This window comes from Brevibacterium sp. K11IcPPYGO002 (genome assembly GCF_050920635.1).
In the GTDB taxonomy this organism is placed as follows: domain Bacteria; phylum Actinomycetota; class Actinomycetes; order Actinomycetales; family Brevibacteriaceae; genus Brevibacterium.
Genome location: NZ_CP131929.1, coordinates 3,972,421 through 3,996,395, shown reverse-complemented (window position 1 = coordinate 3,996,395; position 23,975 = coordinate 3,972,421). Strand labels below are relative to the sequence as shown.

Genomic DNA, 23,975 nt, shown 5'->3' with positions numbered 1-23,975 from the left:
GCCTCCAACCTACTCAGCATTCACACAAGGCGAGTGGAGGGAACGTGAAGCCTGAGTTAACTCGCAGTTCGGTCTCTGCGCCGCTGCGATGGCTTTGCAATCAATGACAAATGGCACCCCCGCCTCGATGACAAATGGCATCTGCTCACACGTCCGCTGATTTCTAGTCTGTGGCTATGACCTCACAGACAGCGACTCACACAGCCCCTCCGACCCGGACGACAGCCGACACCCCATCAGCGGTCACCCTCACCAGCCTGACCAAGAGCTTCGGCGACCTGACAGCAGTCGACGGCCTCGACCTCGACATTCGCCCCGGAGAAGTCGTCGCCTTCCTCGGACCCAACGGGGCCGGCAAGACGACGACGATCGACATGCTCCTCGGCCTCAGCCGACCCGATGACGGCTCGGTCGAGATCTTCGGAATGCCGCCTCGGCGAGCGGTCGCCCTCGGGCTCGTCAGCTCCGTGATGCAGACCGGCGGTCTGCTCGATGACCTCACCGTCCGCGAAACCGTCGACTACACCTCGGCGATCTTCGCGTCCTCCCTCGACACCGACCTCGTCCTCGACCGCGCCGGAATCACCGACATCGCCGATTCGGTGGTGAAGAAATGCTCGGGCGGACAGAAGCAGCGCCTGCGCTTCGCCATGGCTCTGCTGCCGGACCCCGCACTCATCGTCCTCGACGAACCGACCACCGGAATGGACGTCACCGGCCGCCGCGACTTCTGGCACCAGATGCGCGCCGATGCTCTGACAGGCAAGACGATCCTCTTCGCCACCCACTACCTCGAAGAGGCCGACGAATTCGCCGACCGTGTCGTCCTCGTCGCCGACGGGCGGATCGTCGCCGACGGACCCGCCCACGAGATCCGCGGCATGACCGCCGCGAAGACCGTGAGTGCAACCCTGCCGATGACCGACGACACCGCCGCCGAGGCGGGCGTCAGCGAACTCCTCGACCGCCTCGGCGGCCTGGCCGGAGTCGAATCCATCGACGTCGCTGCCAGACGTCTGAAGATGCGCACCACCGACTCGGATGCCGCAGCGAAGATGCTCTTCGACAATGCGTGCACCGACCTCGAGATCACCTCCCATTCCCTTGAAGACGCCTTCATCAGCCTCACCTCGAAAGGAGCCTGACATGTCCGCTCAGCCTTCCACCAACCCCACCCGAACCCCTGACTCCGCAACCCGGCCGGCCGGTCCCACGACGATGCCCACCGACCGCACGGCCGCCTCGGCGACGTTCCTCACGTCATTGGAGAACCGACGGGTGCCCCGCCTCGGCGGATTCTCTGCCACCCTCCTGCGCCTCGAACTGCTGCGGAAGCTGCGCAATCGGCGCACCATGATCTTCACGATGATCATGCCTGCGGTCTTCTACCTCATCTTCGGGCTGACGAACAAAGGCGAGATGCTCGGGAGCACGGACGTAGCACTCTACATCTCGGTGTCCCTGGCCACGTATGGGGCAATGATCGCTACGACCACGGGTGGTGCGCAGGTCGCCATCGAACGGGCACTGGGCTGGAGCCGCCAGCTCGCGCTGACCCCCTTGCACCCGGCGGCCTACATCCTCATCAAGGTGGTCGTGTCCATGGCGCTCGGTGCGGTGTCCGTCATCGTCGTCTTCGCCCTCGCCGCCGTCACCGGCGTCCACGCCCCGCTGGGCACCCTCATCGCCTCCGGCCTCCTCGTCGTCCTCACCTCCGGGGTCTTCGCGGCCTTCGGCGTCATGCTCGGCTATCTGCTGCCGGCCGAGAACGCGATCCAGGTCGCGAGCATGGTCCTCGGCATCCTCTCGCTCATCGGCGGACTCTTCGTTCCGCTCGAGATCTGGCCCGACACCCTGCAGACCATCGCACGCTTCACCCCGGCGTACGGAGTCGGCGAAATCGCCCGCGCACCACTGGGCGGGGGTTACGATCATTGGGCGATCGTCAGCGTGATCGCATGGCTGGGGATCTTCGTGGCAGGTTCGGCCTGGGCCCTGCGCCGCGACACCAAACGGGTCTGAAATTCAGGGCACAGTGACCGAGGAAGGACCACAGTGACCACTCACGACACCACCGGCGAGGCGAGGGCAGAGACCTCGCCTGCCGGGCTGCGTTCGCTGAACTTCATGAGTTGGTTCTTTCCGTTCTTCTGGCTCGTCTTCCTCGTCTACCCCCTGAGCGCATCGTTCCAGCTCGGCGGAGCACAGCGGATCTGGGGCGTGAGCCTGACCATCGCATTCGCCCTCGTCTTCTACGGCGGAATGATCGCCGGCGGGGTGGGTCTCGGCACGTTCGCCCGCACGATGCGCGACCCCCACGCCCGCCGCACCCGCCAGGCGCTCGTCATCGTCAACGCCTCCATTGCCGGCATGATCGTCATCACCGCCGTGGCCGTGCCCATTGTCGGGGAGCAGGCGCTGGCCTTCCTCGCCTACATCTCCGTCCTCTCCGTCGTCGCGATTCGCCGGGTGATTCCCGGGCTCACCATTGCGGCATCAACGCTCATCGTCGCCGAGGCGGCCCAACGTCTCGTGCCCGGGTGGAGTCACGATTGGTCGTCGACCTTCGGGATCTCGATCTCCGGGTTCGCCATGGTCATGGCGCTCATGGCAGGCGACCGAGCTCGCGCGGCACGAGCGGCAGAAGAGGAGAACCGGCGGCTCGAGCGGGAGGCCGAACGCTTACGCGTGTCCCAAGTCGTTCATGATGTGCTCGGACACTCCCTGACCGTCATCGCGCTCAAGGCGCAGCTGGCAGCGAAGCTCGAAGCGGCCGGGTCACCGGATGCGGCTCGGCATATCGCCGAAATCGAAGAACTCGCCCGTGGAGCGCTGGCCGACGTGCGGACCACGGTGCAGGGGACACGGACGATTTCGCTGGCCGAGGAGCTCGTCGAGGCGACCAGGGCTCTGCGCGCCGCCGACATCACGGTCGAGGCCCCCACCTCGGTCGATGTCGTCGACCCGCGGCTGCGAGAGCTCTTCGGTTGGAGTCTGCGTGAAGGCAGCACGAACATCCTCCGGCATGCCCGAGCCCGACGGGCCACCATCGTTCTCGAGAGGAACCGAATGACCATCAGCAATGACAACGGTCGCCGCGATGATCCCGCGCACCCGGTCACGGAGCTCAACCTCGGCGAGGTGGGTGCCGGGTCCGGTCTGCAGGGACTGCGGAGTCGGGCCCGCGCACTCGGCGGGAGCCTGCGTACGCAGCAGACCGACGCTGGTTTCGAGCTCATCGTCGCAGGAGCGGATGCGGGTCTCGTGCGTCCTCGCGGGGACGCAAACGTCGACGGACTCGACGCGGGCGATGCCGAACTCAACGCAGAGAGAGGTGGGGGCTGGTGACGACGCTGCTCATCGCTGACGACCAGACCATGGTCCGTGAGGCGCTCGCCGCGCTGCTCGGCATGGAATCCGACTTCGAGGTCGTCGCCCAGTGCGCCCGCGGTTCCGAGGTCGTGCCGGCGATCACTGCGATCCGGCCGGATGTGGCGCTGCTCGACGTGGATATGCCCGAACCCGATGGGCTCACCGTCGCGGCCATGCTGAAGCACGATTTTCCCGAGGTCAAGGTCATCATCGTCACGACCTACGGGCGGCCCGGCTGGGTCAAGCGCGCCCTGGACGCCGGGGTCAGCGGGTTCATGGTCAAGGATGCTCCGGTCGATCACCTCGCCGAGGGGATTCGCCGGGTCATGGCCGGAATGTCGGTCATCGACCCCGAACTCGTCGTCGAATCGACGATGCACGGATCCTCCCCACTGACCACCCGGGAGACCGATGTTCTGCGCGCGGCCGCGGACGGGGCGAGCGTCGATGAGGTGGCCGCTCAGCTCTATCTGTCGGCAGGAACCGTGCGGAATCGATTGTCCTCGTCGATCGGGAAGACGAACGCCCGCAACCGCGCCGACGCCGCACGGATCGCCGCGGAGAACGGTTGGCTGTGAGGGTCAGCCCCATTACCGCTTGAGCGCCTGCCCCCACGTCAGCTTCGGTCCCGACTTGAGGATCGAGCGCTCGAAGATCCTTGTCGCCAGCAGCAGTGCCAACAGAGTGGTGACAGCGAGAATGAGCAGGGAGACCAGCGGCTCCCACCAGGCGATCGTGCCGAGGAAGACGCGCATCGGCACCGCCACCGCTGCCGAGAACGGAATGTAGGACAGCACTGCCATGACCGTTTCGTTCGACGAGAAGATGATGACGCCCATATAGGGCAGGAAGATGAGCATCATGATCGGCGTGCTCGTCGAGGGCAGGTCCTCGGTGCGCGAGACCATCGACGCGGCTGCCGCATAGAGGGCGGCGACCATGACGAAGCCGATGACGAAGAGTGGGACGAACCAGGCGATCGGTTCGGCGACCTTGCCCAGCACCAGATCGTTTCCGCTGATGGCGGCCCCGGCGAGGACCGCGATCGCGGTGAGTCCGATCTGTGCGAAGGCGAGGATCGTGCACGCGATGACCTTGCCGAACATGAGCACCCGCGCCGAGGTGGACGCGAGCAGGATCTCCACGATCCGCGACTGCTTCTCCTCCACCACGGACGAGGCGATCGTGTTCCCGAATGTCATCGCGGCCATGAAGAACACCAGACCGAGCCCGAGCCCGATGAAATAGGTGAGCGCAGGGTCCGGTGCGTCGGGGTCGAGGAGTTCGACCTCGGGGGTGAGGCTGAGTGCCCCGATGAGCGACTCCGGTGCCGAACGCAGCGAGTAGACGGCGACCCCGGTCGGCGAATCCTGCGATTCGACGACGGCCGCGTCGACCTCCTCGGAGGTGACCAGGGACTTCGCCTCATCCGCGTCATCGACGGCGACCGTGTCGATGTCATCGATCCCCTCGACTGCCTTCGCCCCCGCCGAGGTGACCGCCACCTTGTCCGAGGAGGAGAAGAGCGAGGGCAGCGAACCGGACACCCCGACGAGGACACCGAAGATGACGATGGACAGGATCGTCGAGACCATGAAGGCCTTCGACTTGAGACGGACCATGATCTCGCGTTCGATGACGAGCCCCATGGCGGTAGTGAAGCCGGCACGGCTCGTGGCGGTGCGGGCTGTGGGGGTGCTGTCGGCTGCGGTGGTCGTATCGGTGCTGCTCATGACTGCGTGACCTCCTGGAAGAGACGGTTGAGGGCAACGTCGTGCGGGCCGAACGACCTCACCGAGGACACGGTCAGCGCTTGGCGCAGAACCGCCTCGGCGGCATCGGCAGTCGGGGCCGTGAACCGGACCCAACTGCCGTCGAGTTCGACGACGGAGACATCGGGCAGGCCGCGCACCCACCCGAGGTCGGCATCGGTCTGCAGCGTCCACTCGGGCAGGCTGCGTTGGCGGCGCAGTTCCGTGGTGGTTCCGGCTGCGACGAGGCGGCCGTCGTTGATGATGACGAGATCGTCGACGAGGCGTTCGACGAGGTCGAGCTGGTGACTGGAGAAGAGCACCGGGGCGCCGGAGGAGGCGAACGAGGTGAGGACGCTGAGGGTGCGCTCGACGGCGGCGGGATCGAGACCGGAGAACGGTTCATCGAGGACGAGGGCCTGCGGGTCGTGGATGAGGGCCGCGGCGATCTGAACCTTCTGCTGATTGCCGAGGCTGACCGATTCGAGGGTGTCGGTGGGTTCGCCCTTGAGGTCGAGCTGCTCGAGTAGATCGAGACCGCGCTTCTTCGCTGCCTGGCGGGACAGCCCGTGGAAGCGGGCGAGGTAGATGAGCTGGTCGATGATCGGCATCTTCGGATAGAGGCCGCGTTCTTCGGGCATGTAGCCGATCGCACTGCGGTGGCTTGCGGTGATCGGGGTGCCGTCGACGAGGACGCGGCCGGAATCCGCGGCGAGCACGCCGAGGAGGATCCGCATGGTCGTGGTCTTGCCGGAGCCGTTCGACCCGACGAAGCCGGTCATCCGACCGTCGCCGATGTCGAAGCTGAGATCGTGCAGCACCTGTTTGTCGCCAAAGCTGCGGTTGATGTTCTCCAAGGTGATCATGACTCAACGCTATGTGGAGACCGGCGTGAGCGGATCAGTCTTGAGGGTGAATTCGGTGCCCTGCGTGAGGGGGATCGCGGCTCCTCGCAATCGAAGGTGCAATCGGGGCCAGTTGGCACCTGAGAAGAGTCCGAATATCCCCTGTTGTGTGGGTCGGCACGCGAGTACGATTCAGCCCATGACGAGACCGAGTGAGATTCTCGGCAGCGTAGTCGCCGCCAGCGAGCGCGAGCAGCTCGACACGTTCCTGGACTATCTGCGCGACGCCGTCGTGCGCAAAGTTCGCGGAGTCTCGGAGGAGGAAGCTCGGCGCAGCCCAGTGCCGACCGGCACCAACCTCGGCGGCTTGATCAAACACCTGCGGTGGGTGGAATTGGGAGCGTTCGCCGAGCAGATCGGGCAGCTCCCCGCCGCGGATCTGCCCACGCCTCCGTGGACCGACGCAGAACCGGAGGCCGACCTGCGGCTGGAGCCGGACGAGAAGCTGGACGATGTCATCGGTGCCTACCAAGCGGAGTGCGACCGCTCCCGAGAGATCGCTGCCCAGCACAGTCTCGACTACTCACCGCAGGGCAGTGAGCTGACGTTGCGGTGGGTGTACCTGCACCTGATCCTGGAGACCGGCCGGCACGCGGGACACGCGGACATCGTGCGCGAGATGATCGATCGCAGCGTCGGCGACTGACTGCTCGGCGCGCCTTCGGTCGGTATTCCGGTCGTCGCAGTGAAACAGCCAAAGGGGGAATCTGTGATGCGTCAGGTCGACCGTGAACGCAATGGTGCGGTCAGGTTGGGCTCACTGCCCGACCTTTGCGACCCCGTTTTCATACGCCCAGATCACCGCATGGATGCGATCGCGGATGCCGAGCTTCGACAGCAGATTCGACACGTGAGTCTTCACGGTCGCTTCGCCGACGAACAGTCCGCCGGCGATTTCGGAATTGCTCGCTCCGGTTGCTACCAGCCGCAGCACCTCGAGCTCGCGGTCGGTGAGCTGCTCGAGTTCGGGCGCGCTCGGTGCTGCCGGTTCCGGGGTGGACACGGAACGCTCGATGACCCGGCGGGTGACCTCGGGGGAGAGCAGTCCGTCTCCGGCAGCCAGAGCGGTGACCGCGTCGATGAGCTGTTCGGCCTCGGCGGTCTTGAGGAGGAATCCGCTGGCGCCTGCGGCGAGAGCCCGGAACAGGAAGTCGTCGCGGTCGAAGGTGGTGAGCATGAGGACGGCTCCGGCAGCGCCGCGGCGGACGATCTCCTCTGTCGCTTCGAGCCCGTCCATAACCGGCATCTGCACATCCATGCAGATGACATCCGGCGACAGTTCGAGCGCCTGATCGATGGCGATCTGCCCATTCTCGGCCTCGCCGACGACGGCGATGCCTTCCTCGCTTTCGAGGATCGTGCGGAAGCCGGTGCGAACCATGGACTGGTCGTCGACGAGGAGGACTCGGATCATGTGGATGCCTTCGCTGGAGTATCGGGGGACGAGTGATCTACGGTGCTGCGCGGATAGGGGATGCGGGCGCGCACGATCCATCCACCGCGGGACTTCGGGCCGGCTTCGAGGCTTCCGCCGAGAGCGGTCATGCGTTCCCTCATGCCGACGATGCCGAGGCCGAGCCCTTCGCTCATGGGGCGCCCCTCGGTGACAGATCGGGAATCTGTGGACTGCGCCGGCGCGGTCGCACCTGCCGGGCGGGAATCGCTGATCTCGACCTCAAGATCAGTGCTGCCATAACGCAGCCGCACAGCCACCTCGGCGCCGGTGCCCGCGTAGCGGGAACAGTTGGTCAGGGATTCCTGGATGACCCGGTAGATCGACATCTCGGTGATCGGAGTGAGCGGGCGAGAGTCCCCGATCGTTGCGTACTCGATGGTTTGGTCGAATCGTCGGGCCGATTCGATGAGTTCCGGAAGGTCGCCGAGGCTGGGGTTGCCGTCCGTCGTCGACGACGTCGACGCCTCGACCGGGGAATCCGTGTCGCGCAGCGTGTAGACGAGGGCGCGGAGTTCGTCGACGGTCTCTCGGGTCGAGGATTCGATGACCTGGAGCGATTCCCTGGCTTTGTCGGGATTCCGATCGAGGCTGCGACGTGCAGCGGCAGCGTGGATGCCGACCCCGGCGATATGGTGGGCGACTCCATCGTGGAGTTCGCGAGCGATGCGGACTCGTTCGAGGTCGAGGGCCTGCCGAGTCAGCCGCTGTTCCTGTTCGCGGACTTCGTCATTGGCGGCTCGAAGGTCGGCCATGAGTCTCCGCTGCTTCCAGGCGCGGTTGCCGAAGATCCACGCTCCGCCGAAGAAGGCGACGTTCGTCAAGAAGGAGACACCGCCGGAGGCGGCGAACTGGAGAATGGTGAAATCGCCGAGAGCCCGATACTGGACGGTCAGGGACACCGCGAAGAGCACCGCCATGCCGATGCACAGCAGCAGACGCGACCAGAAGGCGACTCTGCGGCTGCGTTGCCACGGACCGATCGAATAGATGCCCAAGAACAGGACGATCTGAGAGACACCGATCTCCATGGCACTGTTGACCAAAGCCACCGAGTACACGAGGCAGATGACGAAAGCGCTCTGGCTCGGATACCTGCGTCGATACAGCAAGGGGACTGTGAGGAGAACGGACGCAAGGCAACAGACCCACAGAGGAGCCTTGAGAACCTGAATGCTGGAGGCGCTGTAGAGCACCGCGAAGAGCATGGAGGACACGGCCAGGCCGATGACGATGTAGACATCGCCCTTGGTGGTTCTGATGGCTGCCTCGTCCTCCGTCATCCTTCCAGCTTAGACAGTGCCGAGCACTGCCGGTATCCACCGCAGTGGGGAAATCGCGATGTGCTTCTCCCGCCGGAGGTGGAGGGGCCGATCGAATCCGGATGGCAGCACGAACCCGCGCTGCCGCCGAGGTCAGAGGTCGATGGCGACGATCGGATCCGTGGTCGGCTGCTTCGAGCCGCCCTCGGGTTCGACGGTGATGCCGAAGACGCTGCCGGCGGAGAACTTCTCCCCGGCGATGGTCACCGGCTCGCCCGACATCAGACCGGCGCTCTCCGGGCCGTCGGCACCGATGACCCACATCTGCATCGACTTTCCGGCCGGAGGCTGACCGATGTCTTTGGGACTGAGACGGATGAGCTGCTCGCTCTCGGAGGAGAGCACAGTCACGCTTCCGCCGTCCGGCATGTCCGCGGTGTTCGTCTGCAGATCGCTGGCCTCCATGAGACGAGCGGAATCATCCAGCTGCTGCTGAGTCGCGGCCAGGTCTTCTTCCAGCTCGTTCTGCCGCTGATTCTGCTGCCAGACGGTCGCACCGAGACCTGCGGCGACGACGATCGCCGCCGCGGCCGCCACCCAGGGCAGCCAGGGACCGCGGCCGGACCGCAGCTCATCGCTGTCCTCAGCGCGCGCGTCGGATCGGCGGGCCTCCCGATGTTCGCTCAGCGATGTCGGTGCGGTCAGTGCATCCCTGTCGGCATCCGCAGCAACCGCGGAGGTCTCAGGCTCGGCAACGGGGGACGTTTCCTGCGCCGACTCCTGCTGGTGGCTCTCAGGGATCGACAGAATCGCCTCTCGAGTCGCCGAGCTGACGTCAACCGGTTCATCGGATTCGGCCGCGTCGGCCATGACGTCGGCATAGGCGGCGACTTCGGCACGGAATTCGGCGTCGGCATCGGCCAGCGCCTGAGCCTCGGCGAGCTCGGAGTCGCTGAGCCCGCCGAGGGCCAGCCCGGCAGCCAGATAGTCACGATCTGCGCTCATCGGCTTGCCTCCAACTCTTCTCGCAGCTTCTTCATTCCGTCTCTGATCCGTGACTTGATGGTGCCCAGGGGCACCTGGAGATTCTCCGAGATCTGGGTGTGGGTCATGCCCTGGTAGAAAGCCATGACGATGGGCCTGCTCTGATCTTCGGGGAGGATCTTCAACGCGGAGACCGTGCGGTCCGACTCCGCCCGGTCGATCACAGTCTGCTCGACTCCTTCCACCGCCTCGGTGGAGGTGCGCAGCCCGTCGGCGAGGTCACGGTCCTGCTGGGACTGAACACTGCGCACACAGTCGATGGCGCGTCTGCGGCACAGAGTGATCAGCCATGCCCGTCCGCTGCCGCGGGTCGGGTCGAATCCCGAACACCGCGTCCACACCTCGGTGAAGCAGTCCTGGAGGACCTCCTCGGCCAGTGTTCGGCTCTTGACGATCCGGACGATCACGGCCATGAGGATGCGGGAGTGCGTGGTGAACAGCTCTTCGAATGCGGACCGGTCACCCTCGGCGATGCGGATCAGCAGGGCTCCGCCGGGGTCGGCGGTATCCGCCGGCTGGTGATCAGAGCTCATTGCCCAATCATGCCATGCATGCAGAAACCGATCACACCTTTCCCAGGTGAGCGAGTCGAACGAGGTGCGCGCAGCGGTCGGGCCGTGCGCTGCCGAAACGGTCAGCCAGCGTTCGTACGAAGCCGCCGGGACCGTCGAGGAAGCGAAGGCGGCCGGGAGCCGATCCTGGTGCTGCTGATCGATTCCCGGCCGCTGCATCGTGATGCTCTCTCACTGTGGAGGTTCCGGTCACTTCTCCGGCATCATCACGGCGTCGACCATGTAGACCGTGGCGTTGGCGGTCTTGACACCGCCGCAGACCAGTCCGGCATCGTCGAACTTCATGTCCTCGCCCTCACCGGAGACGGTCACCTTCGAACCTTCGACGGTCTCGTGCTCACCGGCGATCTCATCGGGGGAGAGCTGTCCGGGGATGACGTGGTAGGTCAGAACCTTCGTCAGCTGGTCCGAGTCCTTGGCCAGGGCGTCGAGGTCGTCCTTGGGCACATGAGTTCGCCCGAGACCGCCTTGGTCAGGGTCGTCAGCATCGGATTGTTCGACGCGGCAGTGGCGACCGGGTCCTGGCCCATGCCCTCGACGGATCCGGCCCCGTCCGGGTTCGCCTCGGCGTAGGCCGAGCAGCCCTTGCCGACGAGGTCGGAATCGGCCATGGACGCGTCGCCGGACTCGTCGGGCATCTCGGACTCGCTCGAGTCAGCCGGTTGGGATTCGGAGCTGCCGGAATCCGAGCCGGAGTCGTCGCTGCCGGATCCGGAATCCATTCCGCAGCCGCTGAGGGCCAAGAGGCCGATGGCGCCGGCCGAGAGGATGGTGGCGGTGCGTGTGCGAAGCAGAGTCTTCATTGTTCTTCTCCTTAGAAACAGTGATGCGGATGATCCCACAGCAGTGAAGTGGTCTCCATTGCTCGCTGTGTACTGGGTATTCGGTGCGGTTTCGGGTTCGGATGGGTGGATGGGAAGAAATTGTGAGAATTTCTTCGCCGAGGCGGCTGCGGGCTCATTCGACGCGGAATTGGATGTGGTGGTGCCCGGTGGCCGAGTTCGGGATCGACTCCCGACGTTTCGAAGTCTGCACGGTGCCGTCCTTGTCCGTGGCACGCACGGTGAGGGTGTGGGAGCCCGCAGCCACCTCGGCGAATTCGGCCCGCCACTGCCGCCAGGTGTCGATCGTGACCTCCTCGGCCAGATCCGCCTGCGTCCAGTCACCGTCGTCGAGCTTGACCTCGACACGGTCGATCCCTGATCGCTGCGCCCAGGCGGTGCCGCCGACCTGGATGTCTCCGGCCGGGACCGTGGCCAAGGGCCCCGGCACCTCGATGCGGGAGGCGACGAGGATGGGTGCCTTCGCATCCCACCCACGGTCGGTCCAATAGGCGGTCTTCTCATCGAAGCGGGTGACCTCGAGTTCGGTCACCCATTTCGTCGCGGAGACGAAACCGTAGAGCCCGGGAACGACGAGGCGGGCGGGGAAACCGTGGATCGGGGTGAGCGGTTCGCCGTTCATGCCCACCGCCAGCAGGGCGGCGCGGTCATCGGTCAGCGCACCGAGCGGAGTCGAGGCGGTGAATCCGTCGAAGGAATGGGAGAGGACCATATCGGCCTGCGAGCTCGGGCGGGCTCGTGCGAGGAGTTCGCGCACCGGATATCCGAGCCAGGTCGCGTTGCCGACGAGCTCCCCGCCGACCGGGTTGGACACGCAGGTAAGCGTGATGTGGTGCTCTTCGAGCGGCAGGTCGAGGACGTCGTCCATCGTCAGGGTCACCTCCTCCTCGACCATCCCGTGGATGCGCAGGGACCACTGCTGCGGGTCGATGACCGGTGGTGAGAGCACTGTGTCGATGCGGTAGAAGTCCTTCGCCTCCGTGACGAAGGGGACCGTGCCATCGAGGTCGGTACTCGCGGCCGCGGGGATCGCGGCCGCCTTCTTCGCGGGGGTGGGCAGGACCAGCTTGGCCACTGCGGCGCCGGCGTCCTGTGTGAGTGAGACGATGGTCTGACCAGCGGCGATGCTGACGGCCCCGATGGCACCGAGGGCTCCGGCCAGGCCGAAGAAACGGCGGCGGCTCAATGGATCCGACGTCCGCGAACCGCGCGTGACATCGGCACGGTCGGCCGCCTCGGCGGGGGGTGCCGGTAGGCCGAGACGCAGCAGCAGGATGAAGCCCGTGATGCCGACCGCGAAGCCGATGAGCGCGGGAACGAGGTCGAGGGCACCCGCCTCGGGGCGGATGATGATGACGATGACCGGGACGAGCCCGGCGACGATCAGCAGCGTCGTGGCCAGACGGCGGCGGGAGGCGGCCAGGGCTCCGATGAGACCGGCGAGGACGATCGCACCGAGCCCGGTGGAGAGGACGAGGACGAGCTTGTCGTTGTCGCCGAAGAGGGCGATGACGGGTTTGATCGCTGCCGGGGGAGCCAGGGGGATGATCGCCTGACCGAGGGTGAGCAGGGGTGCCGCACTCGGGGTGAAGGCACGCGCGATGAGGTCCGCGAGACCGAACATCATGACGGTGGCGACGATGCCTGCCACTGCGCCGCGGAAACGGTGGGTTGCACGGGTTGTCCGATTCATAGTGATCATTCGGAGCCGCGGGCGCGGTGGATGGGTCTGTGCGCTTTCGTTACTGACCATTCACTGAAACGCCAGTGACCTTGTTGCGCGCCTGTCGTAGCATGGTGCAATGACTGAGAACCCCGGATACGCCCAGCCGCAGGCTCCGACCGGAGATGCGGATGAGCCGAAGAGCCCGAGTGCGCCGATCTACACCGCGAAGGTCGAGAACCTCGGCGGCACCTCGGGCGAGGTGCGCGTCGAAGACGGCCAGACCCTGCCCACCGCCCCGACCTCACGGGTCGAAGAAGGCAACAACCCGGAACAGTTCCTCGCCATGGCCTGGTCGACCTGCCTCGGCGAAACGCTCAAGGTCGTCCTCGCGGTCAATGACATCGAAGCGCTCTCACGCGTGCGCGTCGAGGTCGAGCTGCACAACGAACCCTCCGGCAGCGGCTTCTACTTCGCACCGAAGGCGTTCATCTCCATCGAAGGGGTCTCGGACACCGACGCCGAGAAGTACGCTGCCCGCGCCCACGCTCGCTGCCCGATCTCCAAACTGCTCATGGGCAAGGGCACCCCGGTCGTCGAGATCGAACCCTACAAGAATCCGGACAACTTCCAGCTCAGCTGAACTCTCCACCCACCTCGGCGGCGATCTGCGCCAACTGCACGGCCGCCTCGGCGGGGCGGATCAGCCATCCCACGTGGGACGACGCCAGCGTGCGCACCCGGTAGGGATTGTCCGGGGTGAGCGCATCGCCTTCGCGGATGAGACGATCCTGCATGGCGGGCGGCATGCTCCGATCCTCGCCGAGGCGGACGAACGTGCGCGGGATCGTGCCCCATGTGCCCGCCTGCGCACGGTCATCCTGGCCGCCCGCGTCGAGGTTCTCGTCCGGCTGGAGTGAATTGAGGAAGAGGCGGAATTCGTCATCGCCGGCATCGGCACAGAAGAGTTCCTTCAACCCGTCGAGGACCTCCGGGTCTGCTTGCCGGAAGTTGCAGCGCAGCAGGTCCAACTGTCCGGGATCACCGGCCAGGGCCCGGGCGAGAGCCGCATTGTCGACCTCGGCCATCTCCGGCTCTGCATTGTAGGCGGCAGCCGGGAGGTTCACCGGTGCCCATGCGGAGACATAGACCATGTGGTCGATGAGCTCCGGGTGCGCATTCGCCACGGCAGTCAAGGTGGCCCCGCCGCGACTGTGGGCGACGATGACCACCGGGCCATTGTCCTTGGCACGGGCGGCCGCCTCGGCGAGAGTCTGAACATTGTCCTCCAGCGTCACACCTCTGATCGATCCCGGTGCCGAGGTGAACTGAGCAAGATCCTGAGGCGCCTGATAGCCGAGCGGGAACGTGGCGGCGAAACCGTGGCCGGGCAGGTCGACCGCTGCCGAGCGCACACCGTGGAAGGCGAGTTCGGCCTGCAGCGGGGCGAAGGAGAACGAATTGGCGAAAGCGCCGTGGACGAGGATGAGCGTCGGCTGCGTCATTGCCTCAGCCTAGCGGCCGCCTCGGCGAGGGGGAACGGAACACCAGACAATCGCTCACCGGAGTTCGAAGCGGATTACAGTGGCTGGTAGGACGTTCGGCACCGGGCCGGGCACGGAGCGACGAGAGGAGCCGAGGTGGAGATGGACCTGCAGGAGTTCCTGTTCCTCGCCCTCGACCTCACCGGCACGTTCGTCTTCGCAGTCTCCGGAGTGCTGTTGGCCGCGCGACGCGATTTCGACATCACGGGCGGGCTGGTGCTGGGCACGATGACGGGAATCGGCGGCGGCATGATCCGCGATGTGCTCCTCGACCGGGTGCCCAACGCCATCGGCCAACCCATCTACCTCGCCCCGCCGGTGATCGCGACACTGCTCATCTACATCATCGGATCCCACATCTCCCGGGCACGGATCTGGATCGTCGCCTTCGACGCGATGGGCCTCGGCCTCTTCAGCGTCACCGGGACGACGATCGCGCTGGCCGCCGGGACGAACTATCCGGCGGCGCTGCTCATGGGGGCGCTGACCGCGTGCGGCGGCGGGCTCATGCGCGACGCCGTGGCCAGTGAGGACCCGGCGATCTTCCGCGGCACCGACCTCTACCTCATCCCCGCCCTGTTCGGTTCGGGACTGACGATCATCGCCGAGGTGACCGGACTGTTGGGTGCCATCGCCTCACTCATCATCGCGGCCGCCGCCTTCGGCTTCCGCATGCTCGCCTGGAAGCTGCAGTGGCGGGTGCCGCAGCCGATGCGGCAATGGTCGTACCGGGACACCGGGCAGCGGGTGAAGAAGAAGCTGCCGTCGGTGTTCCGGAAACCGGACTGAGGTCGTGGCTTGTGGGACGGTGTCTGACCGGTTGAGTTCCGCGATGGCGGATCTGAAACATCGATACCGGCATCGGTCGCCCGTGCTTGTGCGACGATGACACCATGAGCGAGACACCGCCAGGGCCGCCCCCGTCAGGGCCGCTTCCATTGCACGAGATGGAGCCGGTCCCGACATGGACGCGTGACTTTCTGCGGGTCTTGGGTATCGCCTTCTTCGGTGCGCTCTTCTTCACCTTCCTCATCTGGCTCGCCTCGACCGGGCTGATGCTGGAGCAGAACTTCGAGGTCATCGAGGCCGACGCGGTATGGATGGGGGTCTGTGCCGGCGGGATGGCCTTTCTCTTCCCGTTCCTGTTCATGGAGTACAAACGCTCAGACGACGGGTTCCGGCGTGACGGTCTCATCCCGCTGATCCTTCTCAGCGTGGTCGCCTCCGCCGTGATCGTCACTCTGGTGGCGTTGGTCTGGCCGTTCTTCCTCGGCGAGCGGGCCGTTCCCGGAACGATTGCGGCGGAACTCAACACCGATCCTGCGAGCTTCTTCCTCATCCTGCTCTTCTTCATCGGGGGAATGGCCTGGAGCACCAGCATGATGATGCCGATGATGATCGGCGGCTATAAGGTCGCGCTGTGGCTCCTGCTGCCGTACCTCGGATTCGTCTTCCTCATCCTCTTCGCTGGTGTGAGGGTCTTCGACAATCAGCCGAGCCTGCTCACCACGATGATCTGGGTGGCCGTGGCGCTGTCTGGTCTGGCAGTGCTGACCGTTCTGGCGATGCTTCGGAATGTCATCGACAAGCCGAAGGTCCAGATGACCGCGGCCGAACGTGATGCGGCCTATCAGAGGTACCTGATGGACCGACGCCGGCGCGGATTGACGAACGAGAATCCTCTGCCGGGCATCGACGGGCCACAGCAGCCGCCGCAGGGCCCTCCTCCAGGTCACCGGCTCGGCCCGCCGATCCAGCAGCGCCCACCCCAACGGCCGCCTTTTCCGCCGCAGCCGCCGCAAGGTCCGCAGAGGTGAGCCGCCGGACGTTCAACGGTGACTCATCGGTATAGACGCGGCCATTCCCACCTGGAAAGATGAACGCATGAGTGAGCTGAGAAGCAACTGGACGACCGACCCCGCACCACTGCTGCGCGTGGGGGAGGGATTCCGCCTCGGCGAGGTCGACCAGCAGTCGACGCCCGGCTACGACGGGGACAAGAAGAGCGGGAAGAAGGATCTCGAGGCGCTGTCGACCGAGCTGAGCGATCTGCAGGAGCGCCTCTTCGCCGCGCACCATGACGAGGACTCCGGGCCTGCCGTTCTCCTTGTTCTCCAAGCCATGGACACCGCCGGCAAGGGCGGAATCGTTCGTCACGTCGTCGGCGCCGTCGACCCGCAGGGCGTCGAACTCGCCGCCTTCAAGAAGCCGACCGAGGAGGAGCTCGCCCACGACTTCCTCTGGCGCATCCGTCCGCGCGTGCCCGGGCCCGGAATGATCGGAGTCTTCGACCGCTCCCACTACGAGGATGTGCTCATCGGCCGCGTCCGTGAACTCGCCGACGCCGCCGAGATCGAGCGCCGCTACACAGCGATCAACGACTTCGAAGCCGAACTGGTCGCGGCAGGGGTGCGCATCGTCAAGGTCATGCTCCACATCTCCCCGGAGGAGCAGAAGGAGCGCCTGGCCGAACGCCTCGACCGGCCGGACAAATACTGGAAGTACAACCCCGGAGACGTCGATGAGAGACTCCTGTGGCCGGACTACATGGACGCCTACCAGGCAGCTTTCGACCGCACCTCCACCGAGGCGGCCCCCTGGTTCGTCGTCCCGGCGAACCGGAAATGGTTTGCCCGGCTGGCCGTGCAGCGTCTGCTGCTCGAGGCTCTGGTCGACATCGACCCGCAGTGGCCGGCCGCCGATTTCGACGTCGAGGTCGAGAAGAAGCGGCTCGCCGACAGCTGACGATCACGTCTGCACGGAACGGTGGGCCGCCTCGGCGAAGGATCTGCCGCGCGGAATCGGGGCGTCAGTCGCGACGGATGCTGAAGTCGACCTTCGTGGGGTGTTCGACGGTGCGGGAGACCGTGCAGTACTTGTCGTGGGAGAGCCCGACGAGGCGTTCGATGCGGGCATCGGCCTTCCGGCCCTCCTCGTCGTCGGGGAATGCGAGATCGAAGTCGAGGTGGACGTTGTCCACACGGGAGGCACCGTCTTCGTCGATCTTGTCTGCGGTCGCAGCGACATCGAACTTCGTCGGTTCGGTGTGACGGCTGGTCACGGTGTCGACGTCGATCGATGAGCAGCCGGCGACGGCGGCCAGGAGCAGTTCGACGGGGGTCATGAGGCCCTCGCCGCGACCGAATTCGATGCTCGCTCCGCTCGGGGCGGTGGCGCGGTAGTGGTTTTCGGAGATGCGGGTCAGTTCGATGCTGCGGATGTCTTCACTCATGCCCTAATGATGGCAGATTTGCGGGGCTGCAGAATGGCAGACTTGCGGGGTTGCAGGCGCGGGGGCGATCACGGTCTGGCGAAGTCGACCTCGCTCGACTCCTGGACCCGTGCCTGCCGACCGGGACCGGATTCGAACTGCCAGTACAGGTTCGTGTGGGACACGACCTGCTCCGGAGGGGGAGCGCCCCACTCGGTGAGATCCTCGGTGGTGTGGGCGTCGGTGACGAGGGTGACGTCATAACCGCGGGCAAAGCCGCCGTGGATCGTCGAGCGCACACAGGCGTCCGATTGGGCGCCGGTGACGACAAGATGGCCGACGGCCTTTCCGGCGAGCACCTCCTCGAAGTCCGTGTCCTCGAAGGTGTTGCCGTGGGTCTTCTCGATGATGGACTCGCCGTCGGCGGGGGAGAGCGTGTCGACGATCTGCCATTGCGGAGAATCGAGCGGAAGCTCACCTGAGCTGTGCCGGACCCAGACCACCTCGGTGCCGGTGTTCCGGGCGCGGTCGACGAGATCCGAGATCGTGGAGATGACTTGATCGGAGTTCCAACTGGCCTGCATCACCCCGTTCTGGACGTCGATGACGACGAGGGCGGAATTCGGACGAGTGGACGACGGCGGCTGAGCGGTGGGCATATGATCCTCCTTGATCAAGGATCATTGTCCTCGCTCCGATCCCAGCAGGCAAGAGGTCGACGCCAGTCGGTTCTGCGGGTGTGAGAATAGGCGAGTGAGCGATTCCTCCCAGATCTCCGGCGACGAGGCGGGTGCCGGCAAAGTCGGCGCGGGCGCGGGCAGTGCGGCCGCGGGCAAAGCGGGCGACAGCAGTGCCGTCGCCCCGCGCCGTTTCAGCGTCCTGCGCAGCTGGAAGACCGCGCCCTACCTGGTCGGATCGGGTACGGCGATGATGGGCGACAACATCGAGCACGTCATCACCTACTGGGTGCTGTGGCAGAAATTCGAATCTCCAGCTCTCGTCGGGTTCCAGCTCATCAGCCATTGGCTGCCGTTCCTGCTGCTGTCCGTCTATGCGGGATCCCTGGCCGAACGATTCGACTGCCGCCGCCTCATCCAGATCGGGCAGATCATGTTCATGGTCGTGTCCCTGTGCTGGGGGATCCTCTTCCTCACCGACTCCTTGCAGCTGTGGCAGGCCTGCGTGCTGCTCGTCATCCACGGACTTGCCGGTTGTCTGTGGGGCCCGGCCGAACAGATGATGCTCCATGACTTCGTCGATCGGAAAGAGCTGCCGAGCGCGGTCCGCCTCAATGCGACCTTCCGCAGCCTCGGCATCCTCTTCGGTCCCGTCGTCGGTTCCGCCCTGCTGCTCGGGGTCGGCGCCACATGGGGCATCTTCATCAACATCATCTTCTACCTGCCGCTGACGATCTTCCTCATCCGCACCCCTTTCACCGGACATCTGCGCAGCGGAGGTGTGCGCACCGCGCGGACGACCCTCATCCAGTCGCTGCGGGTGCTCATCGATGTCCGCCACAATCGTGCGATCGTCGGCATGCTGCTGCTGGCGGCGCTCGCCTCGACGACGATCGGGGCGGTGCTGCAGACGGCGATGCCGGTGTTCGGCGACATCCTCAATCCGGTCGGTGGAGACAGCGACTTCACCTACGGTGTGCTGCTCTTCGCCATGGGCGCGGGCGGAGTGCTCGGCGGGTTCGGGCTCGAGGCGACCGGGTGGATCAAGGCCGTCCCGGCTGCGGCGGCACTGGCCGCCTCGGCGATGGGCCTGAGTGCGCTGCTCTTCGCCCTGACCTCGCACCTGTGGCTGGCGGTCATCCTGCTCGTCATCGCCGGGGTCTCGAAGATCACCGCCGAGTCGACCGAGATGGCCATCATCCAACTCGAGGCGCCGCCGGAGATCCGCGGTCGCGTCATCGGCTCCTATGCGACGTTCGGCCCCGGCATGCAGACCTTCTCCGGAGTCACCGTGGGAGTGCTCGGCACGATCGCCACGATCCCCGGAGCCGTTATCATCGGCGGTACGGTCCTGGCCATCGGTGCGGTGGCCATCGGCACCTACGCCATCACAGGAGGCCGCAACCCCCATGCAATTACTACCTGACGGCGGCGCAGCAACCTGGCGCCAGGTATCTGCGCCGCCGTCACCTACTCCAGCGCGGGAATTCGGTGTGCCATCGATCGGGTTCGCCCAAGTCAAAGGCACACGACATGAGGCCCGACCGGGAGCAGCCGTCGACGGTCACGGCCCGATCGGCGATCGTGAGTTCTGCTTCGTCGATGTCGAGCGACGGCAGGTACTCAAAACCGTGCAGAATCCTCGGCTCATCCGCATGACCACTTCACTCGTCGACGACACACTGACCATCACCCTGCCCGACGGGCGCTCTGCCTCTGGAGTGCCAGTCGGGCAGGGCGAGCGCCTGACCTGCTATTACTGGAAGCGACCGGTCGACCTCGAGCTCACTGACGGTCCGCATTCGGAGCTCGCCTCCGAGTGGCTGGGAAAGCCGGTGCGGCTGGCCCGCGCACTTCGTGGAGACGTGATCTACGGAGCGGGCCTGTCGATCGTGACGACTGCTTCGATGAGGGAACTCGCCGATCGATCCGGTCACCACGAGCTGCTTGACGAGGCTGCCCGCTTTCGTGCCACCCTCGTCCTCGACACGGACGAACCCTTCATCGAAGAGACATGGCGAGGCCGGGAGGTGACGGTGAACGTGCCGGACGTCGGCGCTCTGCGTGTGCGGATCGGGGATCCGATTGCGCGGTGTGCCATCCTCGATCTCGACCCGATCACTGGGGAGCGGGGCAGCAATCTGCTCAAGACGCTTACCGCCAGCCGCCCGCGAAATGAGGCGGGTGAACCGTACTTCGGCGTCAACGCCGAGGTCATCGAAACCTCTGCGGCTCCGGACACCTGAACGGCCATGTCCCAACGCCGGTGACGGCGGCCCAGACACCTGGCGCCAGGTGTCTGGGCCGCCGTCGGGTAGCAATCAGGTGACGGCGCCGCGGACCTTGTGCGAAGGCGTGTCCCAGAGCCGGTTGTCGAGGATGTCACGCAGTGCCTCTACGGTGTCCCAGACCTCGGTGAAACCGATGTAGAGCGGGGTCAGACCGAAGCGCAGCACCTCCGGCTCCCGGTAGTCGCCGATGATTCCGCGTTCGATGAGCGCGCTCATCACCGCGAACCCCTCCGGATGCCGGATCGAGACCTGGGATCCGCGATGGGCGTGCTCACGTGGGGTGACGACCTCGACCGGATGATCGGCCAAACGCTCATCGACGAGGTCGATGAACAGGTCCGACAGTGCCAGGGATTTCTCCCGGACTTGTCCCATGTCCACCCGCGAGTGGATGTCGAGGCCGAGCTCCGCCACGGACATCGACAGGATTCCCTGCGTGCCCGTGAGGTACCGGCGGATACCGTCGGCCGGCCGGTAGTCCGGAGCCATTTCGAAGGGCTGCGCATGCGACCACCACCCCGACAGAGGTTGGCTGAATCGGTTCTGCAGGGCTTCTGCGACCCAGATGAACGCCGGAGAGCCGGGCCCGCCGTTGAGGAATTTGTACGTGCAGCCGATCGCCATGTCCGCACCCGTCCCAGCAAGGTCGATGGGCAGAGCACCAGCCGAGTGGCACAGGTCCCAGATGACCAGGGCTCCGCCGGCATGGATCGCCGAGGTGGTCGTGCCCATATCGAAGAGCCGACCGGTCCGGTAGTTCACATGGGTGAGGACGACGAGGGCCACCTCGTCGGACATCGTGGTCGGGAATCCTGCGGTGACCTCCCCATCGTCGACGAGCCGGACTTCGTAGCCGTCGCCGAGCTGCTCGGCCAATCCTTGAAGCATGTAGATGTCGGAGGGGAAGTTCTCCCGCTGGGTGAGGATGATTCGCCGGTTCGGGGAATCCTCGGCCTGCATCTTCAGCGCCGCAGAGGCGGCCTTGAACAGATTGATCGACGTGGTGTCCGTGACGACGGTCGACCCGGCCCCGCCGCCGACTAACCCGGCGACCTTCTCACCCAACTTCGCCGGCAGGTCCCACCAGCCGGCGGTGTTCCATGACCCGATGAGGCCGGTGCCCCATTCGTCGGTGATGACGTCCTGGGCGCGTTCTGCGGCTCCCTTTGTGCGGGGGCCGAGAGAGTTTCCGTCGAGGTAGATCGTGCCTTCCGGGAGCAGGAACTCTTCGCGGAAGCCGTGCAGGGGATCGTTCGCATCGCGTCGTTCACAGTCCGCACGGGTGATTGCAGTTGGATTCGCCGAGGTGGCTGTCCGGTCAGGGGTCGTCATCGTCGCCTTCCACGTGGTGAGGGAACCGGTGGGTTCGTCTGCATTCCAGGCTACCGCCTCAGAACTACCCGACGGCGGCCCAGCAACCTCGCGCGAGGTTGCTGGGCCGCCGTCGGGTAGCAAATGGGAGGTGAGGAGGGCTGACGACGTCTAGCCTGCGTGTGCGGTGAGCACCTCGAGCACAGAGGCGCCGTAGCGGTCGAGCTTCTTCAGACCCACTCCGCTGACCTGACCGAGTTCGCTGATCGTCGAGGGCTTGACCTCGACGATGCCGTAGAGCGTGGCATCGGGGAACACGACATAGGCGGGCACGCCCTGCTCCTTCGCCTGCTCTCCTCGCCAGGAGCGCAGGGCCTCGAACAGGGAGGCATCGGCCGGGTCGAGCTCGACCTCGGGGCCGCCCCGGCGACTTGATCCGGCCTTCTTGCCTCCGGACTTCCTCACCGGGTCGACGCGCAGTGAGATCTCCTCTTCGCCCCGCAGGACGGGGCCGGCCGCCTCACCGACCACGAGCACTCCGTAGTCGCCATGGGATTCGAGGAGTCCGCGGGCGAGCACCTGGCGGATGACGGTCTTCCATTGGCTCTCGGACAGGTCGTCGCCGACGCCCCAGACGCTCAGGCCCGCATGGTCCGAGGCCCGGGAACGGTCGTTGTCGTTGCCACGCAGCACGTCGATGACCTGCCCCGAACCGAAGCGCTGCCCGCGTTCCCGGTCGAGCCGGATGACGGCCGACAGCAGCTTCTGCACGGCGACGGTCGCGTCCCAGGTCACCGGGGGTGTCATGCAGGTGTCGCAGTTGCCGCACGGTGCGGATTCCTCATCGAAGTAGCGCAGCAGCTGGACACGGCGGCAGTCGACGGTCTCGCAGAGGGCGAGCATCGAATCGAGGTGACTCATCTGACGGCGTTTGAACACCTGGTCGCCCTCACCGGATTCGATGAGTCGGCGTTGGGAGACGACGTCGCCGAGCCCGTAGACCATCCACGCATCCGCGGGCAGTCCGTCGCGGCCGGCGCGTCCGGTCTCCTGGTAGTAGCCTTCGACCGACCGCGGCAGGTCGAGGTGGGCGACGAAGCGGACATCGGGTTTGTCGATGCCCATGCCGAAGGCGATGGTGGCGACCATGACGATGCCGTCTTCGCGGAGGAACCTCGCCTGGTTCTCCGCGCGCACCTCGGAGGGAAGCCCTGCGTGGTACGGCAGGGCCGTGAGGCCGCGGGCGACGAGTGCTTCGGCCAGCTGATCGACCCCGCGCCGGGACAGGCAGTAGACGATGCCCGAATCCCCGGGATGTTCGGTGGTGATGAAGTTCAGCAGCTGCGACCGTGCCGAGGCCTTCGGCTCGATCCGGTAGGTGATGTTGGGTCGGTCGAAGCTCGCCACGAAATGCTCGGCATCCTGCAGGTGCAGGCGCTCGGTGAGTTCGGCATGGGTGGCAGGAGTGGCCGTGGCCGTCAGAGCGATGCGCGGAACATCGGGGAACCGTTCGGCCAACACGCCGAGCCCCAGGTAGTCGCTGCGGAAGTCATGTCCCCATTGGGACACGCAGTGGGCTTCGTCGATGGCGAACAGCGAGATCTGTGCCTGCTCGAGCAGTCGCATCGTCCGCGGCAGGACGAGACGCTCGGGCGCGAGGTAGAGCAGGTCGATCTCTCCGGCGAGCAGCTGCTGTTCGACCTGCTGGGCGGTGTCGAAATCAAGGGAGGAGTTGAGATAGGCCGCCCGCACACCGAGGTTCTCCAGGGCCGCGACCTGATCGGCCATGAGTGCGATGAGCGGGGAGATGACCACACCCGTACCGGGCCTGACCAGCGCAGGGATCTGATAGCACAGGGATTTGCCGCCGCCGGTGGGCATGAGCACGACCGCATCCCCGCCGCCGACGACCTGGTCGACGATGGCCGCCTGCTGACCCCGGAACTCCTCATAGCCGAAGACATCGTGAAGGACATCGAGGGCGGAGGTCGTGGCTGCGGAGGTCATGGCACCCACCCTAGTTCACGTCACTGACCCGAGTCTCAGCGCCGTCCGGCCTCGGCACCCCGCCGTCCGA

The 23,975-nt window shown here is 65.8% G+C and carries 25 protein-coding genes; 11 read left to right on the top strand and 14 right to left on the bottom strand.

Annotation, left to right across the window (positions count from 1 at the left end; translation table 11 throughout):
* The first annotated feature begins 176 nt into the window (after positions 1 to 176).
* The 4 genes from QYM46_RS18270 to QYM46_RS18255 are packed head-to-tail and all read left to right on the top strand — an operon-like array spanning position 177 to position 3,950.
* The gene (locus QYM46_RS18270; protein ID WP_432790106.1) at positions 177 to 1,145 is read left to right on the top strand and encodes an ABC transporter ATP-binding protein; all 969 of its coding nucleotides are present in this window, start codon (positions 177 to 179) and stop codon (positions 1,143 to 1,145) included.
* A gap of 1 nt (position 1,146) precedes the next feature.
* Positions 1,147 to 2,022 carry an ABC transporter permease gene (locus QYM46_RS18265; RefSeq protein ID WP_432790105.1) on the top strand — a complete coding sequence of 292 codons (876 nt, stop codon included), beginning with the start codon at positions 1,147 to 1,149 and terminating at the stop codon, positions 2,020 to 2,022.
* Positions 2,023 to 2,055: 33 nt separating this feature from the next.
* On the top strand, positions 2,056 to 3,348 hold the full coding sequence (locus QYM46_RS18260) for a sensor histidine kinase (RefSeq protein WP_432790104.1): 1,293 nt from the start codon (positions 2,056 to 2,058) through the stop codon (positions 3,346 to 3,348).
* Between the two features lie 29 nt (positions 3,349 to 3,377).
* On the top strand, positions 3,378 to 3,950 hold the full coding sequence (locus QYM46_RS18255; protein WP_432791765.1) for a response regulator transcription factor: 573 nt from the start codon (positions 3,378 to 3,380) through the stop codon (positions 3,948 to 3,950).
* Positions 3,951 to 3,962: 12 nt separating this feature from the next.
* Here the strand turns inward: QYM46_RS18255 and QYM46_RS18250 are convergent, their stop codons facing one another.
* Positions 3,963 to 5,105, bottom strand: a complete 1,143-nt coding sequence (locus QYM46_RS18250) for an ABC transporter permease (protein ID WP_432790103.1) — start codon at positions 5,103 to 5,105, stop codon at positions 3,963 to 3,965.
* Complete coding sequence (locus QYM46_RS18245) at positions 5,102 to 5,989, bottom strand: ABC transporter ATP-binding protein (protein ID WP_432790102.1); 888 nt, start codon at positions 5,987 to 5,989, stop codon at positions 5,102 to 5,104. Before QYM46_RS18245 ends, QYM46_RS18250 begins: the two co-directional genes overlap by 4 nt.
* A 178-nt stretch (positions 5,990 to 6,167) precedes the next feature.
* On the opposite strand from QYM46_RS18245, the gene QYM46_RS18240 reads away from it, so the two are divergent.
* Positions 6,168 to 6,674 (top strand): DinB family protein, encoded by a 507-nt coding sequence (locus QYM46_RS18240; protein WP_432790101.1) that lies wholly within the window; start codon positions 6,168 to 6,170, stop codon positions 6,672 to 6,674.
* Positions 6,675 to 6,785: 111 nt separating this feature from the next.
* Here QYM46_RS18240 and QYM46_RS18235 read toward each other — a convergent pair whose 3' ends face one another.
* The 7 genes from QYM46_RS18235 to QYM46_RS18205 form a co-directional block, all read right to left on the bottom strand.
* Entirely contained in the window at positions 6,786 to 7,442 is a 657-nt protein-coding gene (locus QYM46_RS18235; protein ID WP_432790100.1) for a response regulator, read from the bottom strand.
* Positions 7,439 to 8,764, bottom strand: a complete 1,326-nt coding sequence (locus QYM46_RS18230; protein WP_432790099.1) for a sensor histidine kinase — start codon at positions 8,762 to 8,764, stop codon at positions 7,439 to 7,441. Before QYM46_RS18230 ends, QYM46_RS18235 begins: the two co-directional genes overlap by 4 nt.
* A gap of 132 nt (positions 8,765 to 8,896) precedes the next feature.
* The gene (locus tag QYM46_RS18225; RefSeq protein WP_432790098.1) at positions 8,897 to 9,748 is read right to left on the bottom strand and encodes an anti-sigma factor domain-containing protein; all 852 of its coding nucleotides are present in this window, start codon (positions 9,746 to 9,748) and stop codon (positions 8,897 to 8,899) included.
* Positions 9,745 to 10,320 carry a sigma-70 family RNA polymerase sigma factor gene (locus QYM46_RS18220; RefSeq protein ID WP_432790097.1) on the bottom strand — a complete coding sequence of 192 codons (576 nt, stop codon included), beginning with the start codon at positions 10,318 to 10,320 and terminating at the stop codon, positions 9,745 to 9,747. Before QYM46_RS18220 ends, QYM46_RS18225 begins: the two co-directional genes overlap by 4 nt.
* Before the next feature lie 228 nt (positions 10,321 to 10,548).
* Positions 10,549 to 10,806: a fasciclin domain-containing protein gene (locus QYM46_RS18215; RefSeq protein WP_432790096.1), complete on the bottom strand. Its 258-nt coding sequence runs from the start codon at positions 10,804 to 10,806 to the stop codon at positions 10,549 to 10,551.
* A complete protein-coding gene (locus QYM46_RS18210; RefSeq protein ID WP_432790095.1) occupies positions 10,758 to 11,162 on the bottom strand; it encodes a hypothetical protein in 405 nt (134 codons plus the stop codon). Before QYM46_RS18210 ends, QYM46_RS18215 begins: the two co-directional genes overlap by 49 nt.
* Positions 11,163 to 11,316: 154 nt before the next feature.
* Positions 11,317 to 12,894, bottom strand: coding sequence for a molybdopterin-dependent oxidoreductase (locus QYM46_RS18205; protein ID WP_432790094.1), 1,578 nt, complete (start codon positions 12,892 to 12,894; stop codon positions 11,317 to 11,319).
* A 109-nt stretch (positions 12,895 to 13,003) separates the two neighbouring features.
* Between QYM46_RS18205 and QYM46_RS18200 the strand changes: the two genes are divergently transcribed.
* A complete protein-coding gene (locus tag QYM46_RS18200; protein ID WP_169253592.1) occupies positions 13,004 to 13,507 on the top strand; it encodes an OsmC family protein in 504 nt (167 codons plus the stop codon).
* Here QYM46_RS18200 and QYM46_RS18195 read toward each other — a convergent pair.
* Positions 13,500 to 14,369: an alpha/beta hydrolase gene (locus QYM46_RS18195; RefSeq protein ID WP_432790093.1), complete on the bottom strand. Its 870-nt coding sequence runs from the start codon at positions 14,367 to 14,369 to the stop codon at positions 13,500 to 13,502. The two genes, QYM46_RS18200 and QYM46_RS18195, sit on opposite strands and share 8 nt — an antisense overlap.
* A gap of 141 nt (positions 14,370 to 14,510) precedes the next feature.
* Here QYM46_RS18195 and QYM46_RS18190 point away from each other — a divergent pair, with 141 nt between their 5' ends.
* The 3 genes from QYM46_RS18190 to QYM46_RS18180 all read left to right on the top strand — a co-directional run bounded on the left by QYM46_RS18190 (position 14,511) and on the right by QYM46_RS18180 (position 17,153).
* Positions 14,511 to 15,197, top strand: a complete 687-nt coding sequence (locus QYM46_RS18190) for a trimeric intracellular cation channel family protein (RefSeq protein ID WP_432791764.1) — start codon at positions 14,511 to 14,513, stop codon at positions 15,195 to 15,197.
* 158 nt (positions 15,198 to 15,355) lie between these two features.
* Positions 15,356 to 16,225: a hypothetical protein gene (locus tag QYM46_RS18185; RefSeq protein ID WP_432790092.1), complete on the top strand. Its 870-nt coding sequence runs from the start codon at positions 15,356 to 15,358 to the stop codon at positions 16,223 to 16,225.
* Positions 16,226 to 16,292: 67 nt separating this feature from the next.
* Positions 16,293 to 17,153, top strand: coding sequence for a PPK2 family polyphosphate kinase (locus QYM46_RS18180; RefSeq protein WP_432790091.1), 861 nt, complete (start codon positions 16,293 to 16,295; stop codon positions 17,151 to 17,153).
* A gap of 64 nt (positions 17,154 to 17,217) precedes the next feature.
* Here QYM46_RS18180 and QYM46_RS18175 read toward each other — a convergent pair whose 3' ends face one another.
* Entirely contained in the window at positions 17,218 to 17,640 is a 423-nt protein-coding gene (locus QYM46_RS18175) for an OsmC family protein (RefSeq protein WP_101554445.1), read from the bottom strand.
* Positions 17,641 to 17,708: 68 nt separating this feature from the next.
* Positions 17,709 to 18,278: an isochorismatase family protein gene (locus tag QYM46_RS18170; protein ID WP_169253587.1), complete on the bottom strand. Its 570-nt coding sequence runs from the start codon at positions 18,276 to 18,278 to the stop codon at positions 17,709 to 17,711.
* A 94-nt stretch (positions 18,279 to 18,372) separates the two neighbouring features.
* Between QYM46_RS18170 and QYM46_RS18165 the strand changes: the two genes are divergently transcribed.
* The gene (locus QYM46_RS18165) at positions 18,373 to 19,722 is read left to right on the top strand and encodes an MFS transporter (RefSeq protein ID WP_432790090.1); all 1,350 of its coding nucleotides are present in this window, start codon (positions 18,373 to 18,375) and stop codon (positions 19,720 to 19,722) included.
* A 229-nt stretch (positions 19,723 to 19,951) separates the two neighbouring features.
* On the top strand, positions 19,952 to 20,542 hold the full coding sequence (locus QYM46_RS18160; protein ID WP_432790089.1) for an MOSC domain-containing protein: 591 nt from the start codon (positions 19,952 to 19,954) through the stop codon (positions 20,540 to 20,542).
* A 75-nt stretch (positions 20,543 to 20,617) separates the two neighbouring features.
* Here QYM46_RS18160 and kynU read toward each other — a convergent pair whose 3' ends face one another.
* On the bottom strand, positions 20,618 to 21,919 hold the full coding sequence (kynU, locus tag QYM46_RS18155) for a kynureninase (RefSeq protein WP_432790088.1): 1,302 nt from the start codon (positions 21,917 to 21,919) through the stop codon (positions 20,618 to 20,620).
* A gap of 150 nt (positions 21,920 to 22,069) precedes the next feature.
* Complete coding sequence (gene recQ / locus QYM46_RS18150) at positions 22,070 to 23,905, bottom strand: DNA helicase RecQ (RefSeq protein WP_432790087.1); 1,836 nt, start codon at positions 23,903 to 23,905, stop codon at positions 22,070 to 22,072.
* Positions 23,906 to 23,975 lie beyond the last annotated feature (70 nt).